13 protein-coding genes are annotated in these 15,568 nt (G+C 43.6%); 12 read left to right on the top strand and 1 reads right to left on the bottom strand.

What is annotated here, in order from left to right:
- Positions 1-183 precede the first annotated feature (183 nt).
- The 6 genes from DXB91_RS02420 (at position 184) to DXB91_RS02395 (ending at position 7,225) form a co-directional block, all read left to right on the top strand.
- Positions 184-1,131, top strand: a complete 948-nt coding sequence (locus DXB91_RS02420) for an ABC transporter ATP-binding protein (protein WP_118016720.1) — start codon at positions 184-186, stop codon at positions 1,129-1,131.
- Positions 1,132-1,215: 84 nt separating this feature from the next.
- Positions 1,216-2,379, top strand: a complete 1,164-nt coding sequence (locus DXB91_RS02415) for an ABC transporter permease (protein WP_118016719.1) — start codon at positions 1,216-1,218, stop codon at positions 2,377-2,379.
- A complete protein-coding gene (locus DXB91_RS02410) occupies positions 2,366-3,526 on the top strand; it encodes an ABC transporter permease (RefSeq protein ID WP_118016718.1) in 1,161 nt (386 codons plus the stop codon). The genes DXB91_RS02415 and DXB91_RS02410 overlap by 14 nt, the downstream gene beginning before the upstream one ends.
- A gap of 72 nt (positions 3,527-3,598) precedes the next feature.
- Positions 3,599-5,413: an alpha-amylase family glycosyl hydrolase gene (locus tag DXB91_RS02405; protein WP_158564574.1), complete on the top strand. Its 1,815-nt coding sequence runs from the start codon at positions 3,599-3,601 to the stop codon at positions 5,411-5,413.
- Positions 5,414-5,444: 31 nt separating this feature from the next.
- On the top strand, positions 5,445-6,347 hold the full coding sequence (locus tag DXB91_RS02400; RefSeq protein WP_118016716.1) for an NAD-dependent epimerase/dehydratase family protein: 903 nt from the start codon (positions 5,445-5,447) through the stop codon (positions 6,345-6,347).
- A 344-nt stretch (positions 6,348-6,691) separates the two neighbouring features.
- Positions 6,692-7,225 (top strand): hypothetical protein, encoded by a 534-nt coding sequence (locus DXB91_RS02395; protein WP_004848629.1) that lies wholly within the window; start codon positions 6,692-6,694, stop codon positions 7,223-7,225.
- 132 nt (positions 7,226-7,357) lie between these two features.
- On the opposite strand, the gene DXB91_RS02390 is transcribed toward DXB91_RS02395, so the two are convergent.
- Positions 7,358-8,596, bottom strand: coding sequence for an argininosuccinate synthase (locus DXB91_RS02390; RefSeq protein ID WP_004848633.1), 1,239 nt, complete (start codon positions 8,594-8,596; stop codon positions 7,358-7,360).
- Between the two features lie 419 nt (positions 8,597-9,015).
- On the opposite strand from DXB91_RS02390, the gene argC reads away from it, so the two are divergent.
- The 6 genes from argC (at position 9,016) to DXB91_RS02360 (ending at position 15,562) form a co-directional block, all read left to right on the top strand.
- The gene (gene argC / locus DXB91_RS02385) at positions 9,016-10,056 is read left to right on the top strand and encodes an N-acetyl-gamma-glutamyl-phosphate reductase (protein WP_022217176.1); all 1,041 of its coding nucleotides are present in this window, start codon (positions 9,016-9,018) and stop codon (positions 10,054-10,056) included.
- 21 nt (positions 10,057-10,077) lie between these two features.
- Complete coding sequence (gene argJ / locus DXB91_RS02380; protein ID WP_055279843.1) at positions 10,078-11,304, top strand: bifunctional ornithine acetyltransferase/N-acetylglutamate synthase; 1,227 nt, start codon at positions 10,078-10,080, stop codon at positions 11,302-11,304.
- A 228-nt stretch (positions 11,305-11,532) separates the two neighbouring features.
- Entirely contained in the window at positions 11,533-12,423 is an 891-nt protein-coding gene (gene argB, locus DXB91_RS02375; protein WP_015533199.1) for an acetylglutamate kinase, read from the top strand.
- A 373-nt stretch (positions 12,424-12,796) separates the two neighbouring features.
- Entirely contained in the window at positions 12,797-13,369 is a 573-nt protein-coding gene (locus DXB91_RS02370; RefSeq protein ID WP_118016715.1) for a ComEA family DNA-binding protein, read from the top strand.
- A 29-nt stretch (positions 13,370-13,398) separates the two neighbouring features.
- A complete protein-coding gene (locus tag DXB91_RS02365) occupies positions 13,399-14,085 on the top strand; it encodes a response regulator transcription factor (protein ID WP_015533197.1) in 687 nt (228 codons plus the stop codon).
- Between the two features lies 1 nt (position 14,086).
- Complete coding sequence (locus DXB91_RS02360) at positions 14,087-15,562, top strand: sensor histidine kinase (RefSeq protein WP_022217180.1); 1,476 nt, start codon at positions 14,087-14,089, stop codon at positions 15,560-15,562.
- Positions 15,563-15,568 lie beyond the last annotated feature (6 nt).

The following is a 15,568-nucleotide window of genomic DNA, read 5'->3' as shown; positions in this document are numbered from 1 at the left end:
AACATGACAAATGTCACATTGTGAAGATGACGTTGTTCACTGTGAAAACAGATCAAGGGTGTATATAATGAGAGCATGTAATAAAGAATGTAGCATGCTGATGAGTGCAGACTATCATGTTATGAACGACACTCATAAGATAATGAGGGTCAAAAAACAGGATATCAAAACAGGAGGATATATATGAGTAATTCAGAAAATGCAATAGAGGTTACCAATCTGGTAAAGCGATATAAAGATCTACTGGCGCTGGATCATTTCAGTTTGACGGTGAAGGCGGGGGAGATACTTGGACTCCTTGGACCAAACGGCTCCGGCAAAACGACAACTATAAATTGTATACTGTCCCTGCTCACATTTGACAAGGGCGATATAAAGGTATTTGGCAAAGAGATGAAGCCCGACAGCTACGATATCAAGAGAGAGATCGGAGTTGTAATGCAGGATGTGGCGGTGTTCGATGAACTGACTGTATATGAGAATATTGATTACTTCTGCGGCCTCTATATAAAGGACAAAGAGAAGAGACGCAAATGTGTTGAGGAGACAATGGATTTCGTGGATATTGCGGATTACAGGAAATTCCTTCCAAAGAAGCTATCAGGAGGCCTTCTCCGAAGACTGAATATTGCCTGCGGAATAGCGCATAAGCCAAAGCTTATATTTTTCGATGAACCGACAGTTGCAGTTGATCCACAGAGCCGCAACAGAATACTTGAGGGGATAAAACGTCTGAATGAGGAAGGCGCGACTATCGTGTACACCTCTCATTATATGGAGGAGGTCGAGCAGATCTGCGACAGGATAGTCATCATGGACAAAGGTAAATCTGTTGCAGTCGGAACAAAGGATGAGCTCAAGAAGATGATCAAGAATACCGAGACCATCAAGGTTGAGGTGCTTGGACTTACAGGCGAGCAGATGTCGGAGCTTCACAGTCAGCCACATGTGTATGAGGACGAATATAACGGAGGCATGCTGACACTTAGATATTCTGGTGGAAGACACAATCTGGTGAGGCTTATGGAATTTTTCAAGGAGCACGACATATCATTTGGCAGGGTAGTCACGGAGCTCCCAACACTCAATGATGTGTTCCTGGAGATCACAGGCAAGGAACTTAGAGACTGATCTGAATGTAAGCTGGATTATGGATTTGTTGAAGAAACAAATATTTGTATATTTCAGATGAACCGGGATTAAAAGGAGAGAAATATGTTTATACGGGATTTCCTATATACGATAAAGATATTGATGCGTGCCAAGGTGTCTATTTTCTGGACACTGGTATTTCCTATACTGCTTGCCACTTTCATGTACATGGCATTTGGCAACATATATGAACAGGATGAGATGTTTAGTAATATCAAGGTGGCGGTGGTCACTGAGGATGAATCGGCAAATGGACTTAACTATATGCTGGATGCGCTGTCGGATGGCGATGATGCCCTTTTGTCGGTTACAAGGATGAGCGAAAGCGATGCGGAAAAGTCACTGGCTGAGGAAGAAGTCGAGGGCATCATATATACGGATGATGTGAAACTCACGGTTGCGGAGAGTTCTGTCAATGCGAGCATACTTGAGACTGTGCTTTCTGAGTACAAGCAGTACGAGCATGCACTTATGGATATATATAAGGATGGCATCGGACTCCAACAGTATATGTCTGGGACTTCCGGTGTGGATGATATGTCGAACCTTGTGGAAAAGCTCTCAGAACAGAGATCATATTATAAAGAGAAGGCCAGCACCGAGGGCAGCCAGAACGTGTATAACAATTATTTCTATGCCATATTTGCCATGAGCTGTCTGTTTGCATCACTTTCGTCTATAGGAATGATGAACAATCTTCAGGCAAATGTGAGCGCTACGGGAAAGAGAAAAAATGTGTCCCCACAGAGAAAAATGACATTTGTTCTGGCAGAGTTTGCTGCACTGCTGCTTATACATTTTGTTGTCGAGGTCATAAGCTTTATATACATGTCCTGCATAGGAGTGGATTTTGGCGACAGAGTATGGGAGATCCTGCTTACTCTGTTTGTGGGCTGCTTTATCGGTCTGGCGATTGGAGTCATAGTTGGGGCTATATCAAAGCTTGCTGAGGGAACCAAGATAGGTATTGTGATCGGAATATCCATGGTGATGTCCATCCTTTCTGATCTGTGTATAAACGGGATAAAGTATGAGATACAGCAGCACGTGCCGATTATAAATAAACTCAATCCCGCGGCTCTGATATCGGATTCATTCTATGCGCTGAATGTTTACAGTGACCACCAGGTTTTCACTGAGAATATCGTCATAATGGCTATTGAGGCTGTGGTCCTCATAACAGTAGGGATTCTCATGGTAAGGAGGAACAGATATGCAAGTGTTTAGATCTTTTTTCAAGGTTTTGAGAAAATATATTGGGGAGATGATTATGTATGTGGGAATCCTGTGCGGAGTTATGATAGTGTTCATCAATCTGGGAAACAAGGATCCACAGAACTATTATAAGGATAAAACGATCAAATATGCGGTGAGCGATGAGGATGGCAGTGAGATGAGCAGAAAATTGGTGGCTTACCTGAATGATACGCAGCAGCTTGTAGATGGCGTTGATATAGACAAACGAGGTATTCAGGATGCTCTCTACAACAGGACGGTGGCTTGTGTGATCAGGATACCGGATGGTTTTGGTGATGCATGGGCAAATGATGCTGCGGATGGTCTGCTTGAGATAACGACTATCCCCGGAAGTCAGGCATCCATGCTGTTTGAGACAAGGCTTGACAGTTATATGAATATGGTATCTCTGTACAAGAAAGCCGGTGATGATGTGAACGATGCAGATAAGAGAGCGAGGGAGGCACTTGAGCAGAAGGCGGAAGTCGATATGGCAGACGGAAAGACCTCAGGACATTCCATGTTATATAACTTCTACAATTATCTCGGCTGGGTCATGATCTGCATAATGATAGTTGGTATAGCTCCGGTTCTGCAGGTGTACAACAGAAAGAAACTCAGAGCGCGTATAGAGTGCTCATCCTACAGATTCTTCAGACTCAACAGAGAACTTGTACTGGGAATGATGTCAACTGGATGTGCGCTGTGTGTGATATTCATAGTGCTGTCGAAAATACTGATAAAATATGAGGTTTTATCGGCAAGGGGAGGAATGTTCATACTGAATATGCTGGTGTATGCCTGTGTAGCACTCTCGCTGGCATTTCTAGTTAGCAAGCTTACCCAGAGTGAACAGATTCTTTCCATGTGTGCAAATGTCATATCACTTGGAATGGCATTCCTCTGCGGGATATTTGTGCCGAGAGAGTTCTTAAGTGACACAGTGATGGCGATAGCACATTTCCTCCCGGCATACTGGTACGCAAATGCAACGGATGCCATCGACAATTTCACATCTGGCAGTTCGGTGGCAGGAATATTTGTGAGCATGGGAGTTCAGGTGCTCTTTGCCGTTCTGTTCATACTTGTTGGAGTGATCGTTGACAGGTACAAGACCGCCGGCAGGGCTATGGCTTAGAAAATACACTGGAAGTTATGAGGCATGGTCTGTTATAATGTTTTTTGGAGGGAGTATAGGAGGAACGAGAAAGTGCTTAAAAAGAAAGTGCTGAAACAGAACAACTTACTCAGACTGCAGAAGAGACTTGCAGTGGTTATGCTGGTCCTTACACTTGGACTCGGTACAGGGTGCGGCAAAACAGATGACGGAGCGGACGGTGCTGCGTCGTCAGAAGCAGAGACTTTGGCGGATGGTCAGACAAACGATCAGACAGATGCCGGAGCATCAGAAGAAGATGGACAGGAGTCAAAAAAAGCTACGGAAGACAAGGATGAGCCTTATGTAGAGGGAACATACTCAAGTGATTCGTATGACGTGGCGGAGTTTGCGGCAGAGACTCGTAAGAAGACCGACGAAGAGGGTAATCGCGGTGTGTATTACGAGATATTTGTCAGATCATTTGCCGATTCAGACGGCGATGGTATAGGCGATCTGAATGGCGTCACGGAGAAACTTGACTATCTGAAGGAGCTCGGGATCGATGGGATATGGCTCATGCCGATCACTGCATCCGATACTTATCACGGGTATTCGATGACGGATTACATGACGGTGAATCCCGATTACGGAACAGAGGATGATCTTAAAAGATTACTTGATGAGGCACACAGCAGAGGCATGAAAGTCATCATGGATCTGGTCATCAATCACACCAGTATCAATCATCCGTGGTTTCAGGCGGCAAAGTCAGATGAGAACAGCGAGTACAGAGATTATTACAGGTGGGTGTACAAGACCGACAAGAAAGACTGCAATCATCTCCTCGACAAATCAAGCTGGGGAGATATGGTGTGGCACCAGGAAGGAGACTTCTATTATTATGGTGTGTTCGGCGCGGATATGCCGGATCTGAACTATAACAATCCGGATGTTAGACAGGCTGCGAAGGATGCCGCCGGTCACTGGCTGGAGCTTGGTCTTGATGGTTTCCGTATGGACGCCGCAGTTCATATCTATGGGGCGCATGAGTTCAAGCAGCAGGAAGATTCTGAAGCGGCAAACATCAACTGGTGGAACGAATTTGCCGGTTACTGCGAGAGCATAAATCCTGATGTATACCTGGTGGGTGAGGTATGGCAGGATGACAAGGTGCTGGAAAATTATGTCCAGCCATTTGACACGAAGTTTGATTTTGCAATTCAGCAGAAGATACTGAACTGCGTACAGAAAGGCATGGCGGTGCCAGGCTTTGGCGATTCTCTTTCCGTGGCGATAGAGAATATACAGAATAAATATGACGGCGTGGATGTCAACTATCTGAATGGAGTATTTGGAGCAAATCACGATCAGGACAGGATAGCATCGTCGGTGAACAGTCTGGATAAGGCGAGACAGATAGCAGCGGTATATATGACACTTCCAGGCAATCCATATATATATTATGGCGAGGAGCTTGGAATGTACGGCAGTAAGCCGGATGAGATGATAAGGACGCCTTTTCTTTGGGGAGGTGACAGTACATATAATACGTCGTGGGAAAAGGACGATCAGAATGCAGAGACAAAGGGACTTGACCAACAGATGAAAGATCCGGATTCAATGTATTCATATTACAAGACACTTATAGCGCTTAGAAAAGACAATCCTGCCCTTATGAAAGGAAACTATAGAGCGGCAGCGCTCACAAGCGACAGTGTGATAGCGTACTTCCGTGAGGCGGATGGACAGAAACTGCTAGTGGTGCACAACTTTGCAGAGGGCGATCAGACGGTATCACTTGCTGAGTGCGGAGACATAACAGTTACAAATGTACTTTATTCAAGTTCTGGTGAGACAGGTGTGTCAGACCTTAGTTCAGTGAAATTAGCTGGAAATGAGAGCGTGGTGCTGGAACTTGGTGAGTAGATAAAAAATTCCAATTTAAAGGAGGCTCTTCATGAAGAAAATACTAATAACGGGTGGTACAGTATTTGTAAGCCGGTATGCGGCGCAGTATTTTGTGGACAAAGGCTATGAGGTGTATGTGGTGAACAGAAATTCAAGACCGCAGGTTCCAGGTGTGAAACTTATAGAAACGGACAGGCATGACCTGGGAGACAAACTCAAAGACATCTATTTTGATGTTGTGGCGGACATAACCGCATATAATGCGGAAGATATCACAGACTTATGTGACAGCCTTGGTTCATTTGGTCAGTATATCATGATCAGCTCAAGTGCAGTGTATCCAGAGTATGGAGATCAGCCATTCCGTGAAGATTCAGAACGGGCACTCAACAGATACTGGGGGTCATATGGTACGGATAAGATTGCTGCGGAGGATGCATTACTTGACAGAGTGAGTGATGCTTACATACTCAGGCCACCATATATTTATGGACCTATGAACAATGTATACAGGGAGGCTTTTGTATTTGACTGCGCCAGGGCGGACAGACCATTTTATCTGCCCGGAGATGGTGGAATGAAGCTGCAGTTCTTCCATGTGAAGGATCTCTGTATCCTGATGGAGAGAGTAATAGAGGAAAAGCCGGAGACTCATATCATGAATGTGGGAAATGTGGAGCAGGTCACTATAAAAGACTGGGTGACGATGTGTTACGCCTGCTTTGATAAGATCCCTGCGTTTGTAAATGTCAGTGAGGATATAGAACAGAGAAATTATTTCAGTTTTTATAGCTATGAATATTATCTCGATGTGCAGCAGCAGAACAAAATATACCCGGAGACAATATCATTGGAAGATGGATTGAAAGAATGCGCAGAGTGGTATGTGGAAAATGAATCAGAAGTTGGGAAAAAGTCATATATGGAATATATAGACTGTAATTTAAAATAATGTACGTTGGTGCAGCGATATTGTAAATGATATGTATTTAGGGAGATCTGGAGCTTCGGCTCCGGATCTTTTTTTATAGATATACATTCAAATATCGTCGAGATATACGATGTGTATAAATTCATTAAGAAAGTGTAAATTCGTTATAAGTGGGTTTACATCTTCGCTAGCATTGATATAATGCAGATACATAGTGAGAGAGTTCTTGACAATGATGGAGTTTTACTCATTGTTCTCAAATAAGATTTTAGTTCTTTTTTAGTAGAAATAAGTGATCTGAAATTTCTATAGTTTAATTTCCATAATGATTTTTGGCAAATATAAAATAATAAAGGAGTTACTGAATGATAAAAAACAGGAATGTTAGTATAATAACGGACGAAAATAATAATCAAATAGTAATTATTAATGACAAAAAATTTAAAGGCTTATCAAAAGATGATTGGCAGCAGATAGAAAAATACTTAAAAGGCTATATATCAGATTGTTATGAAATTACAGAAACAAATGATGTTGTTTATATTGGAAAAGAATTTCCGTCTGAATATGCAGGTTCGAAAAGCAGAATTGCATTAAAAGGTGCAAGAAAAAAGGCAAAGGCATCAGCATCACAGGGAATTCCAGAGCTAATAAAAATAGCCAAAAATCCACGTTGGGAAGAGAATAAAGAGCAAAAGCATAATAAAGATGCTAAATATGGTTGGTATAGATATGATATAAGGTTTGGACTGCCTGTGTATGATGATAAAACGGGCAATTTAGATAGATATAATATATTCACAGCTATTCTTCTTATAAAACATTCAGAGGATGGTAATAAGTACCTGCATGATATTACCACAATAAAAAAAGAAACGAGCAGCCCGCTTGAGTCGTAAAACTGTACGGTGAAAACCCATTTCTTTTGATATATTCTATTTCAGTCTTTTTGTTTTGTCAAGAAAAAAACATCCTCCATCATATTCATAACGAGTATGATGGGGGATGTTTCATGTCTACACTATAATAAATTACTTATTGTTAGCGTTGTCCTTCTCCTCACGCTTCTGATCCATCATAGCACGAACCTTCATTGAAAGACCGAACAGGTTGATGAAACCTGAAGCATCCTTGTGATCGTAGAGGTCGCCAGTTGTGAATGAAGCAAGGCTCTCTGAGTACAGAGTATAATCTGATGTAGTACCAGCCTTGATGATGTTACCCTTGTAGAGCTTCATCTTTACATGACCAGTTACACGCTCCTCAGTCTTGGCAACAAATGCTGAAAGGCTCTCGCGGAGAGTGCAGAACCACTTTCCTTCATATACAAGTGCTGCGAACTTTGTTCCAACAAGCTTCTTGTACTCCATAGTATCACGGTCAAGTGTGAGCTCCTCAAGCTGCTTATGAGCCTCTGTGAGGATAGTTCCACCAGGTGTCTCGTATACACCACGTGACTTCATGCCGACAACACGGTTCTCAACGATATCAATGATACCGATACCGTGCTTTCCGCCGAGCTTGTTCAGCTCACGGATGATATCAGAAGTCTTCATCTTCTTGCCGTTGAGTGCTACAGGGTAGCCCTTCTCGAAGTCAAGGTCAATGTACTCAGGCTCATCAGGTGCCTTCTCAGGTGTAACTGAGAGAACCAGAAGGTCATCGTAGTTTGGCTCATTTGCAGGATTCTCAAGCTCAAGGCCCTCATGGCTGATGTGCCAGATGTTACGGTCACGGCTGTAAGAATGCTTTGCATCAAATGGAAGATCGATGCCGTGTGCCTTACAGAATGCGATCTCATCCTCACGTGACTGCATAGTCCACTCAGGCTGTCTCCATGTAGCGATAACCTTGATGTCCGGTGCAAGAGCTTTGATAGAAAGCTCAAAACGAAGCTGGTCGTTACCCTTGCCTGTAGCTCCGTGGCAGATGGCAACAGCGCCTTCCTTACGTGCAACCTCAACAAGCTTCTTTGCAATGATAGGTCTTGCAAATGAAGTACCGAGAAGATACTTGTTCTCATATACAGCGTCAGCCTGAACTGTTGGCATGATGTACTCATCGCAGAGCTCATCTACAACATCGATGATGTAAAGCTTCTCAGCTCCTGAATACTTTGCTCTCTCGTCAAGTCCCTCAAGCTCGCTCTCCTGACCTACATCTATACATGCACAGATAACATCGTATCCGTATGTCTCCTTTAACCATGGGATGATGGCAGTGGTATCAAGACCGCCTGAATAAGCCAGTACAACTTTTTCTTTAGCCATTTTAATAAATCCTCCTATAAATATAGTGTTTTGAAAAATTACTTTATAATATATTCCATTTTTCGCCTACATGAACTATACAACGCAAATGTATATTATGCAAGCAATTTTTCAAAATATCCATTTAATCAGCGTATAATATGCATGTGATTTATACATGGATACATAGCTAAATGGCGGCAAAAACGTTGATGAACCGTATATTTTTAACGATTATGCAAATATTCAAAAAAACCATTGCATAATATGCAATCAAAATGTATAATTATAAAAAGTTTTTTGTAGGAGGGATAACATATCGTCTGATTAGATGAATGTTGACTAGGCTGACTAAGTGGGTATACAATCAAACAGGATATGCCTTAAGACAAATCCGTGGGAATGGAAATATAAATTTTTACATATATATGGAGGCAGTTATGATTAAGGTAGGAATTATCGGATCGACAGGATACGCAGGACAGGAGATAGTAAGAATCCTTCTTGGACATAAGGAAGCGGAGATCGTATGGTACGGTTCAAGAAGCTTTATCGATCAGAAATATTATCAGGTATACGGCAATATGTTCCAGATCGTGGACGCAAAGTGTATGGACGACAACATGGAGGAGCTTGCATCAAAAGTAGACGTCATATTTACAGCTACACCACAGGGACTGTGCGGATCACTGGTGAATGAGGAGATTCTGTCAAAGGTGAAGATCATAGATCTCAGTGCAGATTTCAGAATAAAGGATGTTGCTACTTATGAGAAGTGGTACAAGATAGAGCATAAGAGCCCACAGTTTATTGACGAGGCTGTGTATGGTCTTTGTGAGATCAACAGGGAGGATATAAAGAAGTGCAGACTTCTTGCAAACCCTGGATGCTACACAACATGTTCCATCCTTTCACTCTACCCACTGGTTAAGGAAGGTCTGGTTGATGCCAACTCCATCATCGTTGACGCCAAGTCCGGAACATCAGGTGCAGGAAGAGGCGCGAAGATCGCAAATCTTTACTGTGAGGTCAATGAGAGCATAAAGGCTTATGGAGTTACGACACACAGACATACCCCTGAGATAGAGGAGCAGCTTGGATATGCGAATGGCAGTCCGATAGTTATCAACTTCACTCCACACCTTGTTCCTATGAACAGAGGAATACTTGTGACAGCATATGCCAACCTCAAGGAGAAGGTCGATTACGATACAGTGAGAACCGCATACGATAAGTACTATGCAAATGAGAGATTTATCAGAGTCCTCGACAAGGATGTATGTCCTGAGACAAGATGGGTTGAGGGCAGCAACTATGTGGATGTCAACTTTAAGATAGATGAGAGAACAAACAGAGTCATCGCCATGGGCGCACTTGACAATCTTGTAAAGGGTGCTGCAGGTCAGGCGGTTCAGAACATGAACATCATGTTTGGATTTGACGAGGCAGAGGGTCTCCGCATGGCTCCTGTTTTCCCATAAATTTGGAAATAAGGTGGTAGGATGAAGATAATTCCGGGAGGCGTGACAGCTCCTGCTGGATTTCGTGCAGCGGGACTACATGTTGGAATAAGAAGAAATAAACTGAAAAAAGACATGGCACTTCTGGTGAGTGATGTTCCTGCACATGTAGCGGGAGCATTTACACAGAACATGGTTCAGGCAGCACCGGTCATATACGACAGGCGGCTTTGCCAGAATGTGGGAATGTGTCAGGCACTGGTTGTAAACAGCGGTGTGGCAAATACCTGTACTGGCGAACAGGGAATCCACGATGCTGAGGCCATGGCGGCCCATGTAGGTAAGAGCCTTGGCATAGATCCAAGTACGGTTGCGGTGGCTTCTACAGGAGTCATAGGAATGAGACTTCCGATGGATGTCATACAGAGCGGTATAGATATGCTGGTGCCGGAGCTTTCATATTCTATAGATGCCGGAGTGGATGCCGCGGAGGCGATCAAGACGACTGATATCTATAAGAAGGAGATAGCCGTAACTTTAGAGATCAAGGGGCAGCAGGTCACCATAGGAGGCATGTGCAAGGGATCCGGAATGATCAATCCAAACCTTGGGACCGTACTCAGCTTCATCACGACAGATCTGAATATCAGCTCAGAGCTGCTAGGCAAGGTGCTGAAGTCAGATGTGGTCGATACATACAATATGGTGTCTGTGGATGGAGACATGTCTACAAATGACACGGTAATGATATTTGCAAATGGCATGGCGGGCAACGAGGAACTGCTGGAGACCGATGACGACTTTCCTGCATTTGTCGAGGCAATAAGATATATCAACCGCGCATTTGTCAGAGCGATAGCCTCGGACGGCGAGGGTGCTACCAAGATGTTTCAGGTGGATGTGTCGGGCATGCCGGATAAGGATACTGCAAGACATCTGGCAAAGGCGATAGTGGCCTCCAATCTTGTAAAGTGTGCCATGTACGGAGCTGATGCCAACTGGGGCAGAATAGTGTGCGCCATGGGACAGAGCGGCGTGAAGTTTGATCCGTACAGGGTGGATATAGAGATAGCCAGTGTGGCAGGACATCTTGAGATCGTAAAGCATGGAGTGACAACTGATTACGATGAGAAGGAAGCAAGCCACATACTCTCAGAGAAGCAGATAAAGCTCAAGGCGCATATGAATATGGGGGATGAGATGGCCACAGCGTGGGGCTGCGATCTCACATATGACTATATCAAGATAAATGCGGATTATAGAAAGTAAAATCCAGTGAGATAAGCCATATAAAAATGGAAGCAGGTTATAAGATAAAACATATTGCGTAAATTTAAAAATAGATTGTAGTCAATAAATCAAATAAGACTAAATTGAGACGATGCGTTAATCGTTGACATTGATCAGGCTGGAAGATAAAGTTGAAGGCAAAAGACAGATAAACCTAAGGTAGATAAACCGAAGATATATAAATATAGAAGAAAGAAGGACAGAAAAATGGTTATAGGTGATTACACAGTAGATCAGGTAATTGAGAAGGCACAGACACTGATAGAGGCTATGCCATATATCAAGAAATTCCAGGGCAAGACAGTGGTTGTAAAGTACGGCGGAAGCGCTATGCTTGACGAGAATCTCAAGTACAACGTTATCAAGGACGTTGCCATGCTGAAGCTTGTCGGCATGAAGCCGGTCATCGTACACGGTGGCGGCAAGGAGATCAGCAAATGGGTAGAGAAGGTCGGCAAGGAGGCAGAATTTATCAACGGTCTCCGTGTTACAGATGCAGAGACGATGGAGATCGCAGAGATGGTTCTCGGCAAGGTCAACAAGAGTCTTGTAAGTCTCATGCAGAAGATCGGACTTAAGGCAGTCGGAATCAGCGGCAAGGACGGCGGAATGTTCACAGTCAAGAAGAAGTTCCCTGGTGGCAAGGATATAGGTTATGTGGGAGAGATAACAAATGTTGACACATCCATCCTTACATCACTTATCGAGGATGATTTCATCCCGGTTATCGCACCTATAGGAGTGGATGAGAACTACGAGGATTACAACATCAATGCGGACGATGCTGCTTGTGCAGTAGCAACAGCTCTTGAGGCTGAGAAGCTTGTATTCCTCACAGATATCGAGGGAGTATTTATTGATCCAACAGACAAGTCAACACTTATCTCAGAGATGGATATACACGAGGCAAAGGACATCATAGAGAAGGGCGTTGTCGGCGGTGGTATGCTTCCAAAGCTTAACAACTGTATCGCAGCCATGGAAAATGGAGTTTCAAGAGTGCATATACTTGATGGCCGTCTCCAGCACTGCCTGCTTCTTGAATTCTTCACCCAGAAGGGTATCGGAACTGCTATCCTCAAGGAGCCTTTATTCTAGGATGCATGGCAGAATATAACAAAGCTTCAAATAATAAAATAGTAAATTATAAAACAGTATATATGACCATGGTGGACAGCCATCTGTAAGGATGGAAGATTACCGGTCATGTATGCTGTTTTTTTATGTCTGATCTGAATCGGGGAGTTTATAAAAATGTTACATTTTTATGTATTGTAAAAAGTATCAATGAATAAGGGATAAAAGGGCTCTTTTGTGAAAAAAGTAACAAAAATGAAATAAAATAGAAATATATTGTTGTAAATTCAGAGGTGTTTAGATACAATAAACCTGTGTAATTCTGTGCTGACACAGGAGGTGTCACACGACGAAGAAAACAATAAAAATATTAGCATATCTATGTGTACTGACAATGACCTTACTGTGTTCCGGCTGCGGAGCCGAACAGGTGACGATATCCGGTAACTCAGAAGAGAATGTTACGGAGAAAGCTTCGCAGCAAGGCGCGGAAGAAGCCGGAGCAGACGAGAGCGACACGATCTCTTCGGAAGATGTTGAATACATAACAGTTTTTGTTTGTGGAGCAGTGAAGAATGAAGGGGTATATGAGCTTGAATCCGGAGCCAGGGCGAATGATGGCCTTGAGGCGGCGGGAGGATTCTCCGATGACGCAGATACCGTTGCGGTGAATCTTGCAGATGTGCTTGAGGATGGTCAGAAGCTGTACTTTCCTGTCGGAGGTGAACAGCTTCCGGATGAGAGCGAAGCCGGGACAGATGCGTCGGAACAGAGACTGGTCAACATCAACAGTGCAGATGCTGCGGAACTTATGACGTTACCGGGAATAGGCGAGACGAAGGCCTCGCAGATTGTTGAGTACAGACGGAAGAATGGAGCATTTGCCTGCAAAGATGACCTTAAGAATGTCAGCGGCATAGGAGACAGTATATATGAGAAACTGGAGACATATATATCGACAGAGTAAATGAGTCTCGGGGTAGAAAGGATGTTAAGATGAAGAAAGTTCTTGTTGTGGATGATGAGAAGTTGATCGTTAAGGGGCTGAAGTTCAGCCTGGAACAGGACGATATGGAAGTGGATACAGCCTACGATGGCGGTGAAGCTATAGAGAAGATAAAGGCAAATGATTACGATATAGTTCTGCTGGATATAATGATACCTGTATACACAGGAATAGAGGTTTGCCAGATGGTCAGAGAGTTTTCCAATGTTCCTATTATCATGCTCACTGCAAAGGGTGAGGACATGGATAAGATCATGGGACTCGAGTATGGTGCAGATGACTATATAACAAAGCCATTTAATATTCTTGAGGTGAAGGCCAGGATCAAGGCTATACTTAGAAGAAGCAACCGCAAGCAGGCACCTGCAAAACCGTCAAATGTAATGGAGATCAATGGAATGAAGGTTGAGCTTGACAGCAGACGTGTATTTGTCGGTGGTAAGGAGCTTAATCTGACAGCCAAGGAGTTTGACCTTCTTGAGCTGCTCATGGCGCATCCAAACAAGGTATATTCAAGAAATGAACTCCTGAATACGATCTGGGGAGATTCCTACCCGGGAGATGCGAGAACAGTTGATGTGCATGTTAGAAGACTTCGTGAGAAGATAGAAGCTAATCCGGGTGAGCCGGTATACATTCATACAAAATGGGGAGTAGGATATTTCTTCAAGGGCTGATATGAAAAAAAAGAAACGTGCAACAGTTGAAACAGAAAAAATTGAAGAGAAGAATACCGCCCAGGAGAGATCCAGAGTCAGTATCAGAGTGGGGCAGAGAACGATCATATCGCTTATAGTGGCAGTGAGTGTGGCAGTGATCGCCTATGCAGCACTGTGGATACTGGCGGGCACTGTGAATTCGAAGAGTGAGAGAAATCTTGACAGACACGCACAGGAGTGTGCAGAATACATTGCCCATATAGTGAATGAACACAAGGCGGAGGATGATATAGGGAGAGCCGTGGACGAGATAAAGACCATGGCTTATTCTCTCTCTGCCCGTATAGTTATAGTGGATACTGATTACAAGGTCGTGGTGGACTCCTATGGAAAAGACACCGGAAGATATCTGGTGGATGAGAACGTGTTCAGCGTAATGAAGGGGCAGCAGAAGTATATATCAGAGACAGAGGAAAATGTGTACAGACGCATAGTTCCAGTGATCAACAGTGAGGGCTATACAGATGCGGTGGCACTGATATCTCTTGAGACCGATGCTCTCGAGAACCTGTCAATATATATGAAGAGAAATGCAACTTATCTGTTTGCGATATCGTTGATACTTGGATTGATAGCTGCTTATTTTGCGGCTAAGTTATCAGTCAGGGATGTGAACCATGTCAGAAACGAGATAGAGGGAATGAAAGGCGGCAGCCTTGAACCGATGAGCGTGGACGGTATGTTCAGGGAGACACAGGAGCTGACAAAGGATATAAACGATATATTCAACAAGGCACAGCTTCTTGAGGAGTCCCGTCAGGAATTCGTGTCAAATGTCTCACATGAGTTAAAGACACCGATAACATCCATGAAGGTTCTGTCAGAGTCGCTGCTCACCCAGAGTGATGTGCCAGCGGAGATGTACAGAGAATTCATGGAGGATATAGTTCAGGAGATAGACAGGGAGGCAGAGATCATAAGTGATCTGCTTACACTCGTTAAGACTGACAAAGGCCCTGACAGCCTGAATAAAGAGCCTGTGGATATGAATGAATTTATGGATCTCATACTCAAGAGACTTAAGCCTCTGGCGGAGAAGAGAAGTATACAGCTTTCATTTGAGAGCTTTGGAGACATAAAGGCAGAGATAGACAAGGTGAAGTTTACTCTTGCGATCTCGAATCTGATAGAGAATGGAATAAAGTATAACGTTGATGGCGGTTGGATAAAGGTTTCGCTCAATTCAGACCACAGGAACTTCTATATCAAGGTAGCAGACTCCGGTGTAGGAATACCGGAGGATTGCATAAATCATATTTTTGAGAGATTCTACAGAGTAGACAAGGCGAGAAGTCGAGACACTGGTGGAACCGGTCTGGGACTAGCCATCACGAAGAATATAATTATCATGCACAAAGGAACTATAAATGTGTATAGTGAACCGGGAAAAGGAACTACATTTACGGTAAAGGTTCCATTACAGGCTCACGAGTAAGGGATT

The sequence above is a fragment of the Coprococcus sp. OM06-34AC genome (assembly GCF_003462545.1).
GTDB lineage: Bacteria > Bacillota > Clostridia > Lachnospirales > Lachnospiraceae > Coprococcus > Coprococcus aceti.
The sequence above is the reverse complement of the archived record's forward strand: the minus strand, read 5'-3'. Positions and strand labels throughout refer to the sequence as shown.

Excerpts from the sequence above, each read along its gene's own strand:
- DXB91_RS02365 (WP_015533197.1), top strand. The coding sequence starts at position 13,399 with ATGAAGAAAGTTCTTGTTGTGGATGATGAGAAGTTGATCGTTAAGGGG.
- DXB91_RS02360 (WP_022217180.1), top strand. The coding sequence starts at position 14,087 with ATGAAAAAAAAGAAACGTGCAACAGTTGAAACAGAAAAAATTGAAGAG.
- DXB91_RS02415 (WP_118016719.1), top strand. The coding sequence starts at position 1,216 with ATGTTTATACGGGATTTCCTATATACGATAAAGATATTGATGCGTGCC.
- DXB91_RS02395 (WP_004848629.1), top strand. The coding sequence starts at position 6,692 with ATGATAAAAAACAGGAATGTTAGTATAATAACGGACGAAAATAATAAT.
- DXB91_RS02400 (WP_118016716.1), top strand. The coding sequence starts at position 5,445 with ATGAAGAAAATACTAATAACGGGTGGTACAGTATTTGTAAGCCGGTAT.
- DXB91_RS02410 (WP_118016718.1), top strand. The coding sequence starts at position 2,366 with ATGCAAGTGTTTAGATCTTTTTTCAAGGTTTTGAGAAAATATATTGGG.
- argB (WP_015533199.1), top strand. The coding sequence starts at position 11,533 with ATGGTTATAGGTGATTACACAGTAGATCAGGTAATTGAGAAGGCACAG.
- DXB91_RS02370 (WP_118016715.1), top strand. The coding sequence starts at position 12,797 with ATGACCTTACTGTGTTCCGGCTGCGGAGCCGAACAGGTGACGATATCC.
- DXB91_RS02390 (WP_004848633.1), bottom strand. The coding sequence starts at position 8,596 with ATGGCTAAAGAAAAAGTTGTACTGGCTTATTCAGGCGGTCTTGATACC.
- DXB91_RS02420 (WP_118016720.1), top strand. The coding sequence starts at position 184 with ATGAGTAATTCAGAAAATGCAATAGAGGTTACCAATCTGGTAAAGCGA.
- argC (WP_022217176.1), top strand. The coding sequence starts at position 9,016 with ATGATTAAGGTAGGAATTATCGGATCGACAGGATACGCAGGACAGGAG.
- argJ (WP_055279843.1), top strand. The coding sequence starts at position 10,078 with ATGAAGATAATTCCGGGAGGCGTGACAGCTCCTGCTGGATTTCGTGCA.